At 61.9% G+C, this 16,070-nt stretch carries 14 protein-coding genes; 8 read left to right on the top strand and 6 right to left on the bottom strand.

What is annotated here, in order from left to right; genetic code table 11:
- The first annotated feature begins 1 nt into the window (after position 1).
- Together I6E81_RS09960 and I6E81_RS09955 are read left to right on the top strand one after the other, a co-directional pair.
- Complete coding sequence (locus I6E81_RS09960) at positions 2-820, top strand: CDP-alcohol phosphatidyltransferase family protein (protein WP_197107296.1); 819 nt, start codon at positions 2-4, stop codon at positions 818-820.
- Positions 817-1,683, top strand: a complete 867-nt coding sequence (locus I6E81_RS09955; protein WP_197107295.1) for a glycosyltransferase family 2 protein — start codon at positions 817-819, stop codon at positions 1,681-1,683. The genes I6E81_RS09960 and I6E81_RS09955 overlap by 4 nt, the downstream gene beginning before the upstream one ends.
- A gap of 68 nt (positions 1,684-1,751) precedes the next feature.
- Here the strand turns inward: I6E81_RS09955 and I6E81_RS09950 are convergent, their stop codons facing one another.
- Entirely contained in the window at positions 1,752-3,686 is a 1,935-nt protein-coding gene (locus I6E81_RS09950; protein WP_197107294.1) for a DEAD/DEAH box helicase, read from the bottom strand.
- Between the two features lie 191 nt (positions 3,687-3,877).
- Here I6E81_RS09950 and I6E81_RS09945 point away from each other — a divergent pair, with 191 nt between their 5' ends.
- Positions 3,878-5,170 (top strand): CDP-glycerol glycerophosphotransferase family protein, encoded by a 1,293-nt coding sequence (locus I6E81_RS09945; RefSeq protein WP_197107293.1) that lies wholly within the window; start codon positions 3,878-3,880, stop codon positions 5,168-5,170.
- A gap of 5 nt (positions 5,171-5,175) precedes the next feature.
- Here I6E81_RS09945 and I6E81_RS09940 read toward each other — a convergent pair whose 3' ends face one another.
- The 4 genes from I6E81_RS09940 to I6E81_RS09925 form a co-directional block, all read right to left on the bottom strand.
- Positions 5,176-6,018 (bottom strand): hypothetical protein, encoded by an 843-nt coding sequence (locus I6E81_RS09940; RefSeq protein WP_231600019.1) that lies wholly within the window; start codon positions 6,016-6,018, stop codon positions 5,176-5,178.
- Between the two features lie 87 nt (positions 6,019-6,105).
- Positions 6,106-6,846, bottom strand: a complete 741-nt coding sequence (locus I6E81_RS09935) for an ABC transporter ATP-binding protein (RefSeq protein WP_197107292.1) — start codon at positions 6,844-6,846, stop codon at positions 6,106-6,108.
- A complete protein-coding gene (locus tag I6E81_RS09930) occupies positions 6,846-7,646 on the bottom strand; it encodes an ABC transporter permease (protein WP_307783908.1) in 801 nt (266 codons plus the stop codon). Before I6E81_RS09930 ends, I6E81_RS09935 begins: the two co-directional genes overlap by 1 nt.
- Before the next feature lie 146 nt (positions 7,647-7,792).
- Positions 7,793-8,485, bottom strand: a complete 693-nt coding sequence (locus tag I6E81_RS09925; RefSeq protein WP_197107291.1) for an NTP transferase domain-containing protein — start codon at positions 8,483-8,485, stop codon at positions 7,793-7,795.
- Positions 8,486-8,686: 201 nt separating this feature from the next.
- Here I6E81_RS09925 and I6E81_RS14625 point away from each other — a divergent pair, with 201 nt between their 5' ends.
- From I6E81_RS14625 to I6E81_RS09910, 3 genes are all read left to right on the top strand, one after another.
- A complete protein-coding gene (locus tag I6E81_RS14625) occupies positions 8,687-11,149 on the top strand; it encodes an ATP-binding cassette domain-containing protein (RefSeq protein ID WP_307784139.1) in 2,463 nt (820 codons plus the stop codon).
- A 53-nt stretch (positions 11,150-11,202) separates the two neighbouring features.
- Positions 11,203-12,696, top strand: coding sequence for a hypothetical protein (locus I6E81_RS09915; protein ID WP_197107290.1), 1,494 nt, complete (start codon positions 11,203-11,205; stop codon positions 12,694-12,696).
- Positions 12,697-12,767: 71 nt separating this feature from the next.
- Entirely contained in the window at positions 12,768-13,028 is a 261-nt protein-coding gene (locus I6E81_RS09910; RefSeq protein ID WP_197107289.1) for a DUF3039 domain-containing protein, read from the top strand.
- 30 nt (positions 13,029-13,058) lie between these two features.
- Here the strand turns inward: I6E81_RS09910 and I6E81_RS09905 are convergent, their stop codons facing one another.
- Complete coding sequence (locus tag I6E81_RS09905; protein ID WP_307784138.1) at positions 13,059-14,351, bottom strand: nicotinate phosphoribosyltransferase; 1,293 nt, start codon at positions 14,349-14,351, stop codon at positions 13,059-13,061.
- 72 nt (positions 14,352-14,423) lie between these two features.
- Here I6E81_RS09905 and murI point away from each other — a divergent pair, with 72 nt between their 5' ends.
- Together murI and rph are read left to right on the top strand one after the other, a co-directional pair.
- A complete protein-coding gene (gene murI / locus I6E81_RS09900; protein ID WP_197107288.1) occupies positions 14,424-15,260 on the top strand; it encodes a glutamate racemase in 837 nt (278 codons plus the stop codon).
- A gap of 60 nt (positions 15,261-15,320) precedes the next feature.
- Positions 15,321-16,070: a ribonuclease PH gene (gene rph / locus I6E81_RS09895; RefSeq protein WP_197107287.1), complete on the top strand. Its 750-nt coding sequence runs from the start codon at positions 15,321-15,323 to the stop codon at positions 16,068-16,070.

Genomic DNA, 16,070 nt, shown 5'->3' with positions numbered 1-16,070 from the left:
CGTGTCTCCTCACACACCACCGCAGCCCGCTACGCGCCCCGAAAGCATCGCCCAACTGCGCGAAGTAACGCAACCGCCAGAGGTGCGCCTGCGAGCCAATGCTGAACACTGGACGGCATCGCTCTACCTGCGCGACATTTCCCCCTACCTGACGTGGATGCTCCTCAAGACGTCCATCAGCGCTAACGGTGTCACCGGGCTCATGATCCTCACCGGCTGGCTCACGGCCGCCGCGTTGCTCATCCCCGGCATGACGGGTGCTGCTCTCGCCCTCATCCTCGGCCAACTGCAGATGCTCGTTGACTGCAGCGACGGTGAAGTCGCTCGCTGGCGCAACACACGTTCGCCAGCAGGAGTGTTCCTCGACAAGGTCGGGCACTACAGCACAGAAGCGCTCATTCCAATTGCCCTGGGTCTTCGTGCCGCCGGCTGGCCCCTCGATTTCCCGGCCGATTTCGCGTGGACCACTGCCGGTTTTGCCCTTGCCCTCATCATCGTGCTCAACAAGGCGCTCAATGACATGGTGCACGTTGCCCGAGCTAACGCCGGCCTCGACAAACTCAGCGACCGCAAGGGTGAGGCGGTGCCGAGCCATAGCGTCGTGGCGAAACTTCGTCGCCTTGCTCGCTTCGTTCCTTTTCACCGCCTGTATCACTCGGTTGAGCTCACGATGATCGCGTTCGCAACGGCGATCGTCGCACTCTTCGTGCCCGCACTCGCCGCAGAGCGCACTGTGCTGCTCATTCTGCTGCCGCTCGCACTTCTCGCACTCGCCGGTCACTTTGTGGCCATCATGGCGTCCAAGCGCGTTCGCTCATGACCCACCGCATCGGCGTTGTTTCCCTCAGTCAGGGAAAGCGCCCCGACGACCTCGCGCGCGGCCTTGCCTCGCTGCAGGCGCAGCAGGGCGTTGAACTCGACATCATCGTGGTCGGCAATGGCTGGAACCCCACCGGGCTTCCGGATGCCGTCCGCGGTCTTCACCTCGAGGCCAACCTGGGCATCCCCGCGGGCCGCAGTCGCGGTGTCGAGCACGTGCAGGGTGACTGGATCTTCTTTCTCGACGACGACGCCAGCATCCCATCTCCGACGTTCCTCAGCGACGCTGTGGCGCTCATGCAGGCTGATCCGAGCATTGGACTGCTGCAGCCGCGCGTAGAGGATGCCGAGGGCAAAGAGAACCCACGCCGCTGGATTCCGCGCATTCGCAAGGGCGACCCACGGCATCCGAGTGATGTGTTTTCCGTGTGGGAGGGCGCTGTATTGATGCCGCGTCCGCTCTTCGACGAGATCGGTGGGTGGGGCGACCCCTACTTCTATGCCCACGAAGGCATAGAGCTCGCGTGGCGAGTGTGGGGTGCCGGCAAACGCGCTTGGTACGCCGGCAACTTGGTGGCGAATCATCCGGCAATCGATCCGGCTCGTCACAGCTACTACTACCGCCTCAATGCCCGCAACCGCGTGTGGTTGGCCAAGCGCAACCTGCCGGTGCTGTTGGTGCCAATCTATGTTGCCAGCTGGACCGCAATTCAGGTCCTGCGTGCAGCGAAGAACCCGGTGGGCATGCGTGCTTGGTGGGGTGGCTGGTTTGCGGGTTGGCGAGAGAACCCCGGCGGACGCCGAAGCATGGGCTGGGCGACCGTGGTGCGGATGGCGCGTGCCGGACGCCCTCCAGTTATCTAACCCAACCCGCTCGCGTTAACGAACGAACGGCGCCCCGCTTTCGCAGAACGCCGTTCGTCGGTGTGGAATTAGTACTTGGTACGAGGCTTGCGCGTCGGACGATCTTCGTAGCGGTTGCCACTGTCACGCGATGTGTTGTCGCGACCGGCATCGTTCCGGGGCGCAGAATCGCGGTTGTTGTAGCCACGTGATTCTTCACGTTCGCGGTTAGCGCGAGCGCCACCCTCGAATGAGCGATCGCGGCTGGGGTACTTGCCGTCTCCGCCTCGCGCTCCGCCCCCGTTTGCCTTGCGGTCGGGAGCGATCTCGATCAGCTTGCCGCTGATGCGAGTGTCGCGCAGTCGCTCCAACACATCTTTCGACATGTCGGCGGGCAACTCGACGAGCGAGAAGTCCGGACGAATCTGAATGTGACCGAAGTCGTCGCGGCTGAGGCCACCCTCGTTGGCGAGAGCGCCAACGATCTGGCGGGGTTCAACGCGGTGACGCTTGCCGACCTCAATGCGGTAGGCAGCCATCGGCTTGGTCGAACGAGGGCGACGCTCGGGGCGGTCGCCACGATCTCCGCCGCGTTCTCCGCCACGCTCGGGGCGATCGGTGCGTGCCTTGCGGTCATCGCGCTCGATGAAGCGCTGGGCGCGTTCCTCTTCTGCCGACAGCAACAGGGGAGTCTCGCCCTGGGCTACAACGGCAAGAGCGGCAGCAACATCCGCCTCAGGAATATCGTGGTGCTCAACATAGTGAGCAATGATGTCGCGGAAGGCCGAAATGCGAGGCTGCTGGTTGAGCGCTTCAGTGATGGCGTCATCGAAGCGAGTGAGTCGCGTGGAGTTCACGTCCTCAACCGAGGGCAGCTGCATCTGAGTGAGCGGCTGGCGTGTTGCCTTCTCGATGGCAGTCAGCAGTCGACGCTCGCGAGGAGTGACGAAGCTGATTGCCGAACCACTGCGACCGGCGCGACCTGTGCGACCAATGCGGTGCACGTAGGACTCGGTGTCAACGGGGATGTCGAAGTTCACGACGTGGCTGATGCGGTCAACGTCGAGTCCACGAGCTGCAACGTCTGTTGCTACGAGGATATCGAGCTTGCCCGACTTGAGCTGGTTGACGGTGCGCTCTCGCTGGGCCTGAGCCACGTCACCGCTGATGGCGGCGGCCGAGTAACCACGGGCGCGCAGCTTCTCAGCCAAGTTTTCGGTTTCACTCTTGGTGCGAACGAAGACGATCATTCCTTCGAAGTTTTCGACCTCGAGGATGCGGGTGAGCGCATCGACCTTCTGCGGGTACGAGACAACGAGGTAACGCTGGCTCGTGTTTGCCGAGGTGGTGGTCTGCGACTTGACCGTAATTTCTTCGGCGTTGTTCAGGTACTTCTTGGAGATGCGGCGGATTTGCGCCGGCATCGTGGCCGAGAAGAGTGCAACCTGTTTGTCGTCAGGGGTGTCGGCGAGGATCGTCTCAACGTCTTCGGCGAAACCCATCTTGAGCATTTCGTCGGCCTCATCGAGAACGAGGTACTTGAGCTCGGAAAGGTCGAGCGTGCCCTTGGCGAGGTGGTCCATGATGCGGCCGGGAGTACCGACAACAACGTGAACACCGCGGCGCAGTGCCGACAGCTGAACGCCGTAGGCCTGCCCACCGTAAACGGGCAGCACGTGCACGCCGCGCATGTGAGTGGCGTACTTCTCGAATGCCTCACACACCTGCAACGCGAGTTCGCGGGTGGGGGAGAGCACGAGCGCCTGTGGCTTGCTCTGGGAAACGTCGAGGCGCGAGAGAATCGGCAGCGCGAACGCTGCAGTTTTTCCCGTGCCGGTCTGGGCGAGGCCGACTACGTCGCGCCCCTCCAGAAGAGTAGGAATAGTGGCTGCTTGGATAGCCGAAGGCGTCTCGTAGCCAATGTCGCGAACCGCTTTCAGTACCGCATCGCTGAGAGCGAGGTCGGAGAAAGTGATCGCGGTCTCGGTGGTATCAGACGGTGCGGTTGAATCAGAATCGGTCATTCTATCAATCGTACCTCTATAATCCCCAAAATCCTGCGGTTCCCAGCGGTCTCGCCGGGTAGGGGCCTCCGAGGGGAGGGCAGGTACTATCGAAAGCGCGGTCCAACTACCTGCCGCTGGATCAGCATCGGCTCGATAACGGAGCGGCGGGTGAGGTGTTCTATTGACCCTCCGATGATTTGATTGTGATCATGGCGCTACTGAAAGACTTCATAACCGCACGCAAGGTGGTGCGCTCTATGTTGCGTTCGCGCCGCAATCGGCGTCGAGTAGCGAACCTCATAGCCGAGCATCCGCTACCCGTTCCTGGTTCGGTGAGCATCGCGGTTTACTTCGCTGATACCAAGGTCAACCTTTACCAAATGCGCCAGTGGTATGCCCCGCTAGCCGAACTCTCGAAGAGCTTTCCGGTAGCGATCATTTCGCGGTCACCGAGTTCAGTGCTGGCGTTGTGGGATGAAGCGCCGGTACCAACCGTCTATTTGCGTCGAGTATCTGAGCTTGAGCAGTTTGTGGCCGAGCAGCCGTTGAAGATCATCTTCTACGTCAACCAGAACGCCAAAAACTTCCAGATGTTCCGGTACGGCCACATGTGGCACGTTTTCATCAACCATGGTGAGAGCGACAAGATGTACATGACGACGAACCAGTTCAAGGCTTACGACTTCAGTCTTGTGGCCGGGGATGCCGCGCTCGATCGTTTGAGCTACAAGCTCTGGGATTTCGATGTCGCCAAGAAGGCAATCCCGATCGGGCGTCCGCAGGCCGACCATTTCGCCGGAGAATTGCCGTACGCTCCCGACGACCGCACCGTTGTGCTCTACGCCCCCACCTGGGAGGGCGACCGCGATGCTGCCGCCTACGGTTCCATCGCCAGCCACGGCGTCGCTTTGACGAACGCGGTTCTCGCGAGCGACAAGCACCGCCTGATCTATCGCCCGCACCCCCGCAGTGGTGTTGTCGACCCTGAATACAAGCGAGCCAACATCGCGATCATTGCTGCGATTGCCGAAGCGAACGAAACTGACCCATCAGTGCAGCACATCTACGACGACGGCAAAGAGATGGGCTGGCAGCTTGTTACAGCGGATGTCGCCATCACTGACGTTTCGGCGATGGTCTATGACCGGCTCGCCACCGGCAAACCGCTCATCGTCACGCGTCCGCTCTCGGAGCACGCTGACATCGATGAGGGTGGCTACCTTGGAGCGTGCGAGTGGTTACGCGCCGACCAGGCTGGCGACATCCTTTCGATCGCCCAGCGCGTGCAGTTCGACACTGAGGCGAAGGAACGCCTTGGTTATTGGGCTGAGCGTCATTTCGGTGACACGACTTCTGGCGCCGCGACTGCTCGCTTCCACGCAGCCATTGAAACGTTGATCGCCCTGTGGCATCGTCACGCCCAGTTGCACATTGGCGATCGACCGTCGAGCGAAGCGGATCCTTTCGAGGATGACGACGATGAGCCGACGTCTAACGAGTAGCTGATCTAGGGCTGGTCGTCGCTCTCGAGCTCGACCCATCCTTGGCGCTTGCGTCGCTGCGGCAATTGCGGCAATTTGGGCAGCGCCGGTAGCTTCTTGCGCTCGCCGCGCACTTTGGGCGTCTTGGGCGCTTTCGGCAGCGCAATTACGGGCTCAAGCCAGGATGGCAGGGTTGCCGGTGCTGGCCCGAAGCCTTGGCGGGCTGTGCGGATAATCTGACGGCCCAGAATGTTGTTTCCTCCACCGCCGATCACGGCGCCGATACCGAAGGGCATCAGGCGACCCACGATGTTGGTACCTTGGGCTGCGGCATACCGTTTGAGGAAGGTGTGCTTGATGCGGTCAGCAATCGGACCCATGAGCGTGGTTGGCAGGCCCTTGGCGAGGGTTTCGCCCCAGTACGCCGAGCGCGCGGCGCCCGTGCCGCTTGCTTGAGCGGCCAGTTGCTTCACGAGGTCGCTGCCGGCGGTGCCGAGCACCATCGTCATAACGAGCGCGCGTGCGCGGTCGGGGTCATCAACGACGATGCCGTGCACTTCAGTGACCGATTGAGCAAAGAGCGCGCTGGCCTCAAGGAACCCGGCCGTCTCAACGCTCGAGAGCGCGAGCGAGGTTCCCGTGCCGACGGCGGGGATGGCGGCACTTGCGCCTACGAGGGCGCCACCGGTGGTGACGGCGGCCAGATAGCGGCGCTCCAGAACGGCAATAATCTCATCCGGAGTCGCGTGCGGCTTGCTGCGACGGATGCTGCGGATATGGGCCAACACGACGGGACGCTGCACGGTGAGTACTCGGTCGATTCCGCGCACCACCATGGGGTGTGAGGTGCTCACTTCGCTCTTAGCCATAGTTTTAACCGTACCGGAGGACTCTGACGGCACTCCGAGAGTTAGGCAGCCGTTGAGCAACCGTGACGTTGGTGCGTCGTTGGACGGTTAGGCGCCGTAGTCCTCGTTATAGCGCGCGAGCACATCGTTGATCGGCCCGTCGAGCACGAGCTCACCCTTGTCGAGGTAGAGGCCTCGCGTGCAGAAGCGGCGCAGGTCTCGTTCGTTGTGGGAGACGAAGAAGAGCGTGCGGCCGCCCTTCAAGAGTTCCTCGATGCGGCGGTAACACTTCTCGCGGAATGCCTTGTCGCCGACGGCGAGAACTTCATCCACCAAAATGATGGGTTCCTCGAGGCGCGAGATCACGGCGAAAGCAATGCGCACGCGCATCCCGCTCGAAAGATGCTTGTAGGGCGTATCGATAAAACGTTCGATTTCGGCGAACTCGATGATCTCGTCGAAGCGTTCGTTGATCTCGCGCTTGGTCATGCCGTGCAGGCCTGCCGTGAGGTACACGTTGTCGCGCACGCTCAAGTCGTCAACAAATCCACCCGTGATTTCGATGAGCGGGGCGACGCCCTCTCCAACGTGCACGGTGCCTTCGTCGGCGAGCATGACTTCGGCCACGAGCTTGAGTAGCGTGGACTTGCCCTGACCGTTGCGGCCAACAACACCAATTGCTTCACCAGCGGTGACGTCGAAACTGACATTGCGCAGCGCCCAGAACTCGTCGGAGCGTGCGCGGCGCTTGCGGCCGGCAAAGAGATCTTTGAAGCTGCGGCGTGAGCGGCGGTTGAGGCGGAACCGGATGCCGGCGTCGTCAACCCGAATGACGTAGTTGTCGCCCATTAGATCTCTTTCAGCACGGCACGCTCGGTGCGCGTGAAGACAAGTATTCCGACAGCGACGAGGATCAGGCTCATGAGAGCTCCAATGATCACGGCATACCAATCGAGTTGCTCAGGGAAGAACGCGGCACGATACAGCGAGAAAATTCCGGCGAGCGGGTTGAACGCGGCGAGACCGTCGAGGCCAAGCTTCTCCAAATCGGGGATGCCGTAAATGATGGGGGAGGCATAAAACAGAAAGCGCAGCGCGAGTTTGGTTGCTCGCTCAAGGTCGCGGAAGAACACCACCAGTGGCGCCACAATCAGGCCAACGCCGATCGTGAGGACCGCCTGCAGCAGCACGCCAAGCACGAAGTAGATTGCCTCCCAGTGCAGCACGGCACCGCTCGCGATAGCGAAGAAGGCGAGCACTGGCAGGCTCGCGATGAACTCGATCCCCTTAGAGAGCACGAGCCGGGCAACCCAGATAGTGCGAGGGATTTTGGTGGACCGGATGAGCTTGGCCTCACGCAGGTAGGCACGCGTGGCATCTGATACTGCACCGTTGAACCACATCCAGGGCAGCAGAGCGCTGAGTAGGAACACGATGTAGGGCTGCTCGCCCACAGCCTTGTCGAAGACCTGAGTGAAAACGAACCAGTAAATGCCCGCCATGACCAGAGGGTCGAGAACGGACCACACGTAGCCGAGGGCTGAGGTGGAATACCGCACGCGGAGGTCGCGCATGGTGAGCAACCAGAGAGTGCGGCGGTATCGGGTGAGGGGAGACCATGCAGGTCGCTCCAGTGCTGTGTTCGCCACGCCCCTATAGTAAACGGGCAATTCGACAATCAGCCGCACTCATTCGCAGTTGTGTGAGCGATTCTTCACTTTAAGCAGCAATGCCCGCCTCGCACTGAGTGCGAAACGGGCAAAAGCTGGGAGGCTCACTTGAGCCAGATGTCTCGTTAGACGAAGAGGTTGGCACGCTCGAGGTCTTCAGCGAAGTCCACCTCGATGGCGTACAGGTCAGAAATGTCGACGGGCTCGATGAGCAGGCGGTCTTCTTCGATGGCGAGCTCAATGCCGCGTTCGAAGTAGTCCTGGTCGCCGACCTTCTTGAGGTGACGCACGAGAGTTGCTTTGGCGTCACGCGAAATGTAGTTGATGCCAACGGCCTCGCCCAGTCCGCCCTTGACGGTCTTGGAGAGTTCCTTGATGTAGCCCTCAGCGTCGGTCGTGTACTTGACTTCTTCGTCAGAGACCTTCGCGGTGTTGACGCTGACGAAGGACTGGTCGCGAGCAACCATGGCCGCGGCACGCTCAAGAGCGGTCGGGTCGAAGACAACGTCGCCGTTCATCCAGAGAACTCCACCAGGAGCGGATGCCTGCAGTGCACGCATGAGGCTCTTGGAGGTGTTGGTCTGGTCATACTGCTCGTTGTAGACGAACGATGCCTCAGGGAATGCTTCGATGATGTGCTCAAGCTTGTAGCCGACAACGATCGTGACCTTGGCATTGTTGCCGAAAGCGTGACGGATGTTGTCGAACTGCTGCTGCATGATGGTGCGTCCATCGCTGAGCTCAGTAAGCGGCTTCGGCAACGAGCGGCCCAAACGGCTGCCCATTCCGGCAGCTAAAATTACGACCTGTGTAGTCATGGTGGTCTCCTCAGTAGTTCTGGGGCTCGGGTTCAAGGTTCATGATTTACCTACTGTTAACCCGAGATTGGAAAAAACGACACACCTTTGTGCGATAGTCAGGCTAACTGTGTCGGCCGAGAACTCCATAGATTTTGGAGGGTTGTTGCCTATTTGTGATGCAGGCTCATTCTCTGCGCATCTGATTGGTAGGTTTGGACAGTGGAAAACGCCCAAACACCCGACGAGGGCACGAAGTCTGTTGAAACGCCGGTAACGAAGCCCGCGAGCAGCACCCGGAAGCCGGCTACGGCCCGTGGTTCTCAAGCAAAATCGTCTACCGCTAAGCCAACAACTCCTGCTACTCGTAAGCCCGCCGCCAAGAAGCCCGCCGCTCGCAAGACGCCGGCCAGCACTACGAGTAGTGCTGCCGCAAACGTTGATGCGTCAAACGTTGATGCGTCAAATGTTGATGCGTCTGCCGGTGAGTCGCCGACCGCTCCGAAACCGTCGCCGACGACGGTGAAGAGCGCCGCGAGCAAGTCGACTGCCGCGAAGCCGACTCCAACCGCAACGAAGCGTGCTGCTGCGAAACCCGGCGCAGCCAAGTCGAGTGCCGCAAAGAGTGGTGCCGCAAAGAGTGGTGCAGCGAAGCCCAGTGCCGCCAAGAGTGGTGTCGCCAAGACTGGTGCCGCTAGCGCTGCCGCAACGACGAGCCAAGCGGCCCGGGGCTCGACGGCGCCTAAGCCGACCGCACCGAAACCCACCGCACCCAAGCCGACCGCACCGAAACCCACCGCACCCAAGCCGACCGTGCCGAAGCCTGCTGCGTCGGAGACGGCTGCCCCCGACTCGGATGCTGTTGGAGCGGTCGACGTTGAGGCGCTCGTTGACGATCTTGTAATCGCTGAGAGCACCGAGGTCACGACGGATGCTGACAAGGCCGACGCGAGTGTCGTTGCCGATTCGCGCGCCCAGGGCACCACCGCTGACGTTGCTGCAGAACCGGCAGCTGCGGATGACACCACTAGTGACGCTGAGAGCGACTCTGACGCGGAGAGCGACTCTGACGCGGAGAGCGACTCTGACGCTGAGAGCGACTCTGACGCTGAGAGCGACTCTGACGCGGAGAGCGACTCTGACGCGGAGAGCGACTCTGACGCGGAGAGCGACTCTGACGCTGAGAGCGACTCTGACGCGGAGAGCGACTCTGACGCGGAGAGCGACTCTGACGCGGAGGACGACGCGGAGCCCGCGGCCGTAGAACCCGCAGAGAAGCCGGATGCCGTACTCGCGGGACTCGCACGCCTGCGTGCCCTTGCATCGCAGTTCGCTGCGCCCGCAGCGGAAGCGGCCGAGAAAAAGGCGCTCGCCGAGAAGGCTGCCGCTGACAAGGCCGCAGCTGAGAAGGCAGAAGACGACAAGCGTGAAGCCGAGCGGGTCGAAGCAGAGCGTGCCGAAGCCGAAAAGGCTGAAACCGAACGTGTCGAGGCAGAGCGGGTCGCCGCTGACAAGGCTGAGGCTGAGGAAGCTGCTGCGGAAGCCGAAGCGCTGAAGGCCGATGGCGAGAACGCTGACGCTGAAACTACTGAAGACCAGAAGCTCGCTGACGCTGACGCTGACGCTGACGCTGACGCTGACGCTGACGCTGATGCTGACGCTGAGCGCGCTGCCGAGTCCGAATCCGACTTCGTCGCCGACACAGCAGAGGCAGCGACCGCGAGCGCCGCTGGCGACGACGCAGAACTTGAGTCCGAAACCGCGGTGGCGGCAACTACGGCTCCCGCGCCGGAACGCGCGGCAGCAGCCGAGGCGGAACCCACCGACGAAACCACAACAGAACCTGAGCTAGAACCTGCGGCCGCGAGCGACGCCCTGGTTGCGGTCGACGCCACTGTGGGCCACGGACTTGAAGCGACATCCAGCGACGTCGTATTGGAAGTCAGCGGATTGTCGAAGGGCTTCGGCGACACTGTCGCGGTTGATGACATTCGTTTGAGCGTGCGCGCGGGAGTGTTCTACGGAATTGTTGGCCCCAACGGCGCCGGTAAAACCACAACGCTCTCCATGATCACCGGTCTGCTGCGCCCCGACTCGGGAAGCGCCACTGTTAACGGAGTCGACGTCTGGGCATCACCAGAAGTCGCCAAGCGCTCCATCGGCGTACTGCCCGACCGCCTGCGCATTTTCGACCGCCTCACGGGTTCGCAACTGCTCTACTACTCGGGAGTGCTGCGCGGACTCGACGCCACCGAAGTGCGCAAGCGCTCCGCTGACCTCGCCACCGCCTTCGGCCTCGACGACGTCATGGGCCGCCTCGTAAGCGACTACTCGTCCGGGATGCTCAAGAAGGTCGCGCTCGCCGCAGCCATGATCCACTCGCCGCGCCTACTCGTGCTCGACGAACCCTTCGAATCGGTTGACCCCGTTTCGGCGGCAACCGTCACCCGCATCCTCAAGCAGTATGTCGATGCCGGCGGCACCGTGCTGCTCTCCAGCCACCGCATGGAACTCGTGCAACGCGTCTGCAGCCACGTTGCCGTCATCGTCGAAGGACGACTGCTCGCCGACGGCACCATCGACGAAGTGCGCAATGGAATGTCGCTCGAAGACCGCTTCGTGCAGTTGACCGGCAAAAATTCCAGTGGGGGAGGGCTCGAGTGGTTGAGCAGTTTCTCCGACTGAGACTAACCATCCTGGCGAACGCGTTTCGCCGAGGACCGCTCGTAGCATCCGCCATGGGACTGGTGCTGATCTACAGCGCCGTCCTATTCGTGATGGCCATCCTCGCCGTTGCCGACCTGCGCAACACCACCCCCGAAGTTGCGGGAGCCACACTCGTCGTCTTCGGCTCCGCCGTTCTCCTCGGCTTTCTCGTGATGCCCCTCGGGTGGAACGCGGATGACGCACTCGACCCGCGCAGATTCTCCTACCTCCCCGTCACCCGCATCCGCCTCGCGCTGCTCCTGCTGCTCGCCGGTGCCGTCAGTATCCCCACGGTGATGCTGGCCGGGCTCGCCGTGGCGCAAGTCATCGCGTGGTCGGCAAGCCTCGCATCCGCCCTTATCGCTGTGCTGTCGGGAATCGTCGTATTCGTCACGGCCATTGTCGGAGCTCGACTCGCCAGCCTCATCGCGGCCCGCTACTTGAGCACCAGACGTTTGCGAGAAGGCTTCGGCATTGTCGCGATTGCTCTCGTGGTTGCCTCACTGCCCATCGCCGTCATGCTCGCTCTCGCCGACTACCAATCCCAAGTGTTGCCCGTGATTCGCCGGGTTGCCGCGGTGATGGAGTGGACGCCGCTCGGCGTCGCGTTTAGCGCGCCGGCCTCCGCAGCAGCCGGAGACAGCAGCGACGTTGTGGGCAAGCTCGCGATCGCGGTCGGCTTCCTGGCCGTTCTCGCAGCCTGCTGGTACTTCCTCTTGGGCTACGTGCTCTCTCGCCCTGAGCGCAGCGCCGTCGAAACGTACCGTTCGGGCCTCGGCTGGTTCCGCCTCATGCCGTCAACGCCACTGGGCGCCATCGCGGCACGAAGCCTCAGCTACTGGGCTCGGGACGCACGATATTTTGTTGCACTCGCCGCCATCCCCATCATCCCCATCGGAATGGTTGCCGCTCTTCTCGTCGGCGGCATCGGAGCCGACGTGATCGCGTGGATCCCCGTGCCCGTCATGTGCCTCTTCCTCGGCTGGAGTGCCCACAACGATGTTGCTCACGACAACACCGCACTCTGGACCCACGTCTCGGCCCACACCCGTGGCTCCGATGACCGGTGGGGGCGCATCGTGCCCAACTTGCTCGTGGGCATCCCGCTCGCCGTCGTCGGCAGCATCCTCACTGTTGTCATTGTCGGCAATGGAGAAGCGCTGCCTGGCCTCATCGGCCTCAGCCTCTGCTTGCTCTTCGCAGGACTCGGCGTTTCCAGCATCAGCTCCGCAGCATTCCCCTACGCGGCACCGCTGCCCGGCCACGGTGCGTTCATTCAGCCCCAAGCGCTCGTATCGAATGCGGCTACGGTGCAATCGTTTACCTTCGCGATCACCGTGCTGTTCGGATTGCCCGTGTTGGGCGTCGTCTTCTTCAACCCCTTCACCGACCTGCAACCACAGTGGGCAGCATTCATCGTGGGTGTAGCCCTCGGTCTTGTCGTGCTCCTCATCGGCGTGTACGGGGGCGGGCGAATCATGGTCCGCCGCGGCCCCGAACTGCTCGCACTCTCCTCACAGAACTGATCCAGCACATCCCAAGCCACCTTTGCGGAAGCAAAGACAACGGCTTACGGCGACGGAAGTAGAATCGATCCATGGCTGACACCGATAGCACTGGCGGCGGAACCGACACGCTCGACCGCGAACTCGAAGAACTGCTCAACCAAGAGCAGGTTGAAGAGGGCGACCACGAGCGCTTCTCGCACTACGCACCCAAAAACAAGATCATGGAATCGGCGCTCTCGGGCAAGCCGATTCGTGCCCTGTGCGGAAAACTCTGGACCCCAGGCCGCGACCCCGAAAAGTTTCCCATCTGCCCGACCTGCAAAGAGGTCTACGAAAAGATGAAGGGCTAACGCTCAAGCTTTTTCGCTCGGCACACAGCCCTAGCGGTAGACCGTGGGCAGTACAGGTTCTCCGCGCGACAACCGGAACGCGGTTTGCGGCAGTTCTGACATGGCCGTTTCGCAGTGATCGCGGGCAGCAAGCGTGCCACCATCACCGACCCACTGGTGATCGGCAATGCCTGCGGTCATGAGCGGAACGTTGAGGTCTCGGCCCTCGACATCCGGGCGTCCTTCGGACTCTTGATAGATAAGTTCCATGGATGCGACGCCATTGTCGAGAGCGCGCACCGCCGCCTTGTGACCGCCAATGGTGGCCTTCGCCGTCGACTTCTTGGCGACGGAAACCCATTCGCCCGCATCGTTGTGGTGTGCGACAAGCTTGTAGACCATGCCGGCGGCGGGAAAACCTGAACCGGTGACCACGGAAGTGCCGACGCCGAATGAGTCGACAGGGGCAGCGCGCAGCGCTGCGATCGCGTGTTCGTCGAGGTCGTTCGTCACGGTGATGCGTGTTTTCGTTGCTCCCAGCGCGTCCAGTTGGGCTCGAACGGCAGCGACTTGAACGGCAAGGTCACCAGAGTCGATGCGCACAGCGCCCAATCCGGTTCCGGCGACCTTCACGGCCAGCTCGACCGCAGTCTCGACGTCGTACGTGTCGACCAGGAGGGTTGTCGAGGGGCCGAGGGCGTCGACCTGCGCTTGGAATGCTTCTTCTTCGGAGTCGTGCAGCAGCGTGAACGAGTGCGCTGCGGTTCCCATCGTGGGCACGCCCCAACTGCGCCCTGCCTCAAGGTTGCTCGTTGCGCTGAAGCCGGCGATGTAGGCGGCGCGAGCGGATGCCACGGCAGAGCGTTCTCCAGTGCGGCGTGATCCCATCTCTGCGATGGGTCGCCCGTCGGCGGCAGACACCATGCGCGCAGCAGCGGAGGCGACAGCGGAATCGTAGTTCAGCACGCTTAACGCGAGTGTCTCCAGCAGCACAGCTTCGGCGAAGGAGCCCTCAACGGTGAGCACGGGGGAGCCCGGGAAGTAGGCGTCACCCTCCCGGTAACCGCTGATATCGCCGGTGAAACGATAGTTGGCGAGCCAATCGATCGTGGTGGGGCTCACGATCGCATTGCGCGAAAGGAACCCGAGCTCGTCGTCGCCGAAACGGAACTGTTCGATGAGTTCGAGAAGGCGTCCGGTTCCGGCAACAACGCCGTAGCGGCGGCTGTCGGGAAGGCGGCGGGCAAACACTTCGAACACACACTGGCGTTCGTGGCGGCCACTGCCGATAGCGGCGTCGAGCATGGTCAGCTCGTATTGGTCTGTTAGCAGAGCGGTACTCACCCGACCAGAGTACGCGACAGTCCCTCAACGCTGTCGGGGAGAGTGTGGGCATCCACCACTACGATTGAAGACGTGACTGATGCACCTATTGGCGTTTTCGACTCTGGAGTCGGTGGCCTCACCGTAGCCCGAGCGATCATTGACCAGTTGCCGCACGAATCGATTCTGTATGTGGGCGACACTCTGCACTCGCCGTACGGCCCCAAGCCGATTGCCGATGTGCGTCGCTATTCGCTCGAAGTAATGGACCGCCTCGTTGACGACGGCGTGAAGTTGCTCGTGATTGCCTGCAACACGGCCTCCGCTGCAATGCTGCGGGATGCCCGCGAGCGGTACACCGAGGCGTACGGCATCGAAGTGGTCGAAGTGATCCAGCCCGCCACGAGGGCGGCAGTGCGTCAGACCCGCAATGGTCGCGTCGGAGTGATTGGCACCGAGGGCACGATCAAGTCGCGGGCTTACGAAGATGCCTTTGCTGCAGCATCCGGCATCGAATTGTTCACGCAGGCCTGCCCCCGTTTCGTCGAGTTCGTAGAAGCCGGCATCACAACTGGGCCAGAAGTTCTTGCTGTTGCCGAAGAGTATTTGGCGCCGCTCAAGGCCGCCGAGATCGACACTCTCGTGCTCGGCTGCACGCACTACCCACACATTTCGGCGGCGATTCAGTATGTGATGGGGCGGGATGTCACACTCGTCTCGAGTGCGGAAGAAACCGCCTACGACGTGTACAGCACTCTCGTCGCTCACAACTTGCTGCGCGAATCCACGGCACCCGCTCGTCATGCCTTCGAAGCGACAGGCCCAGACAAACAGGGCTTCACCAGTCTGGCCTCCCGTTTCATGGGACCAAACATTGTGAGCGTCGAGACTTTTGAGACCGGCGCGATCAGCCTGCCACCGCCTTCCTAGCGAGCCCCCCACCGCTTACGACCACCAGACTTCACCGATAGACCGATAGAGAGTAGAAACATGACCCGTCACGATGGCCGCGAAAACAACGAACTGCGCGAAGTAACAATTGAGCGTGGATGGAGCGACCAGGCTGAGGGTTCAGCACTAATCTCCTTCGGTAAGACCAAGGTGCTGTGCACGGCATCCTTCACCAATGGTGTTCCGCGCTGGATGGCAGGCAAGGGCAAAGGCTGGGTTACGGCCGAGTACTCGATGCTTCCCCGCAGCACGAACAGCCGCATGGACCGCGAAGCCGTCAAGGGCAAGGTCGGCGGACGCACCCACGAAATCTCGCGTCTCATTGGCCGCAGCCTTCGCGCTGTCGTTGACATGAAGGCGCTCGGCGAAAACACCATCGTGATCGACTGCGACGTTCTTCAGGCCGACGGCGGAACCCGCACGGCAGCGATCACGGGGGCGTACATCGCGCTCGCTGACGCCATCGAGTGGGGCCGTGAGAAGAAGTTCATCGGCAAGAACTCGAAGGCTCTCTTCGATTCGCTCGCCGCAGTGAGCGTCGGAATCATCGACGGTGAGCCGATGCTCGACCTCGCCTACGTCGAAGACGTCCGTGCCGAGACCGACATGAACGTTGTTGTTACCGGTCGCGGTCTCTTCGTTGAAGTTCAGGGCACCGCCGAAGGCGCACCCTTCGACCGTAGCGAACTCGACTCGCTGCTCGACCTCGCTCTCGCGGGCGGCACGCAGCTCACCGCGATTCAAGCTGCCACTCTCGGCCAGAGCAGCACCACCCTCACTGGCGCGTAG

Source organism: Salinibacterium sp. NG22, assembly GCF_015864925.1.
In the GTDB taxonomy this organism is placed as follows: Bacteria; Actinomycetota; Actinomycetes; order Actinomycetales; family Microbacteriaceae; genus Rhodoglobus.
Note: the sequence above shows the minus strand (reverse complement) of the source record. Positions and strands in the feature narration are given on the sequence as shown.

What these genes read in the sequence shown, in the direction of transcription:
- I6E81_RS09935 (WP_197107292.1), bottom strand. Translation starts at nt 6,846, where the DNA reads ATGGGCGACAACTACGTCATTCGGGTTGACGACGCCGGCATCCGGTTC.
- I6E81_RS09945 (WP_197107293.1), top strand. Translation starts at nt 3,878, where the DNA reads ATGGCGCTACTGAAAGACTTCATAACCGCACGCAAGGTGGTGCGCTCT.
- I6E81_RS09915 (WP_197107290.1), top strand. Translation starts at nt 11,203, where the DNA reads ATGGGACTGGTGCTGATCTACAGCGCCGTCCTATTCGTGATGGCCATC.
- I6E81_RS09940 (WP_231600019.1), bottom strand. Translation starts at nt 6,018, where the DNA reads ATGGCTAAGAGCGAAGTGAGCACCTCACACCCCATGGTGGTGCGCGGA.
- I6E81_RS09910 (WP_197107289.1), top strand. Translation starts at nt 12,768, where the DNA reads ATGGCTGACACCGATAGCACTGGCGGCGGAACCGACACGCTCGACCGC.
- rph (WP_197107287.1), top strand. Translation starts at nt 15,321, where the DNA reads ATGACCCGTCACGATGGCCGCGAAAACAACGAACTGCGCGAAGTAACA.
- I6E81_RS09950 (WP_197107294.1), bottom strand. Translation starts at nt 3,686, where the DNA reads ATGACCGATTCTGATTCAACCGCACCGTCTGATACCACCGAGACCGCG.
- I6E81_RS09955 (WP_197107295.1), top strand. Translation starts at nt 817, where the DNA reads ATGACCCACCGCATCGGCGTTGTTTCCCTCAGTCAGGGAAAGCGCCCC.
- I6E81_RS09925 (WP_197107291.1), bottom strand. Translation starts at nt 8,485, where the DNA reads ATGACTACACAGGTCGTAATTTTAGCTGCCGGAATGGGCAGCCGTTTG.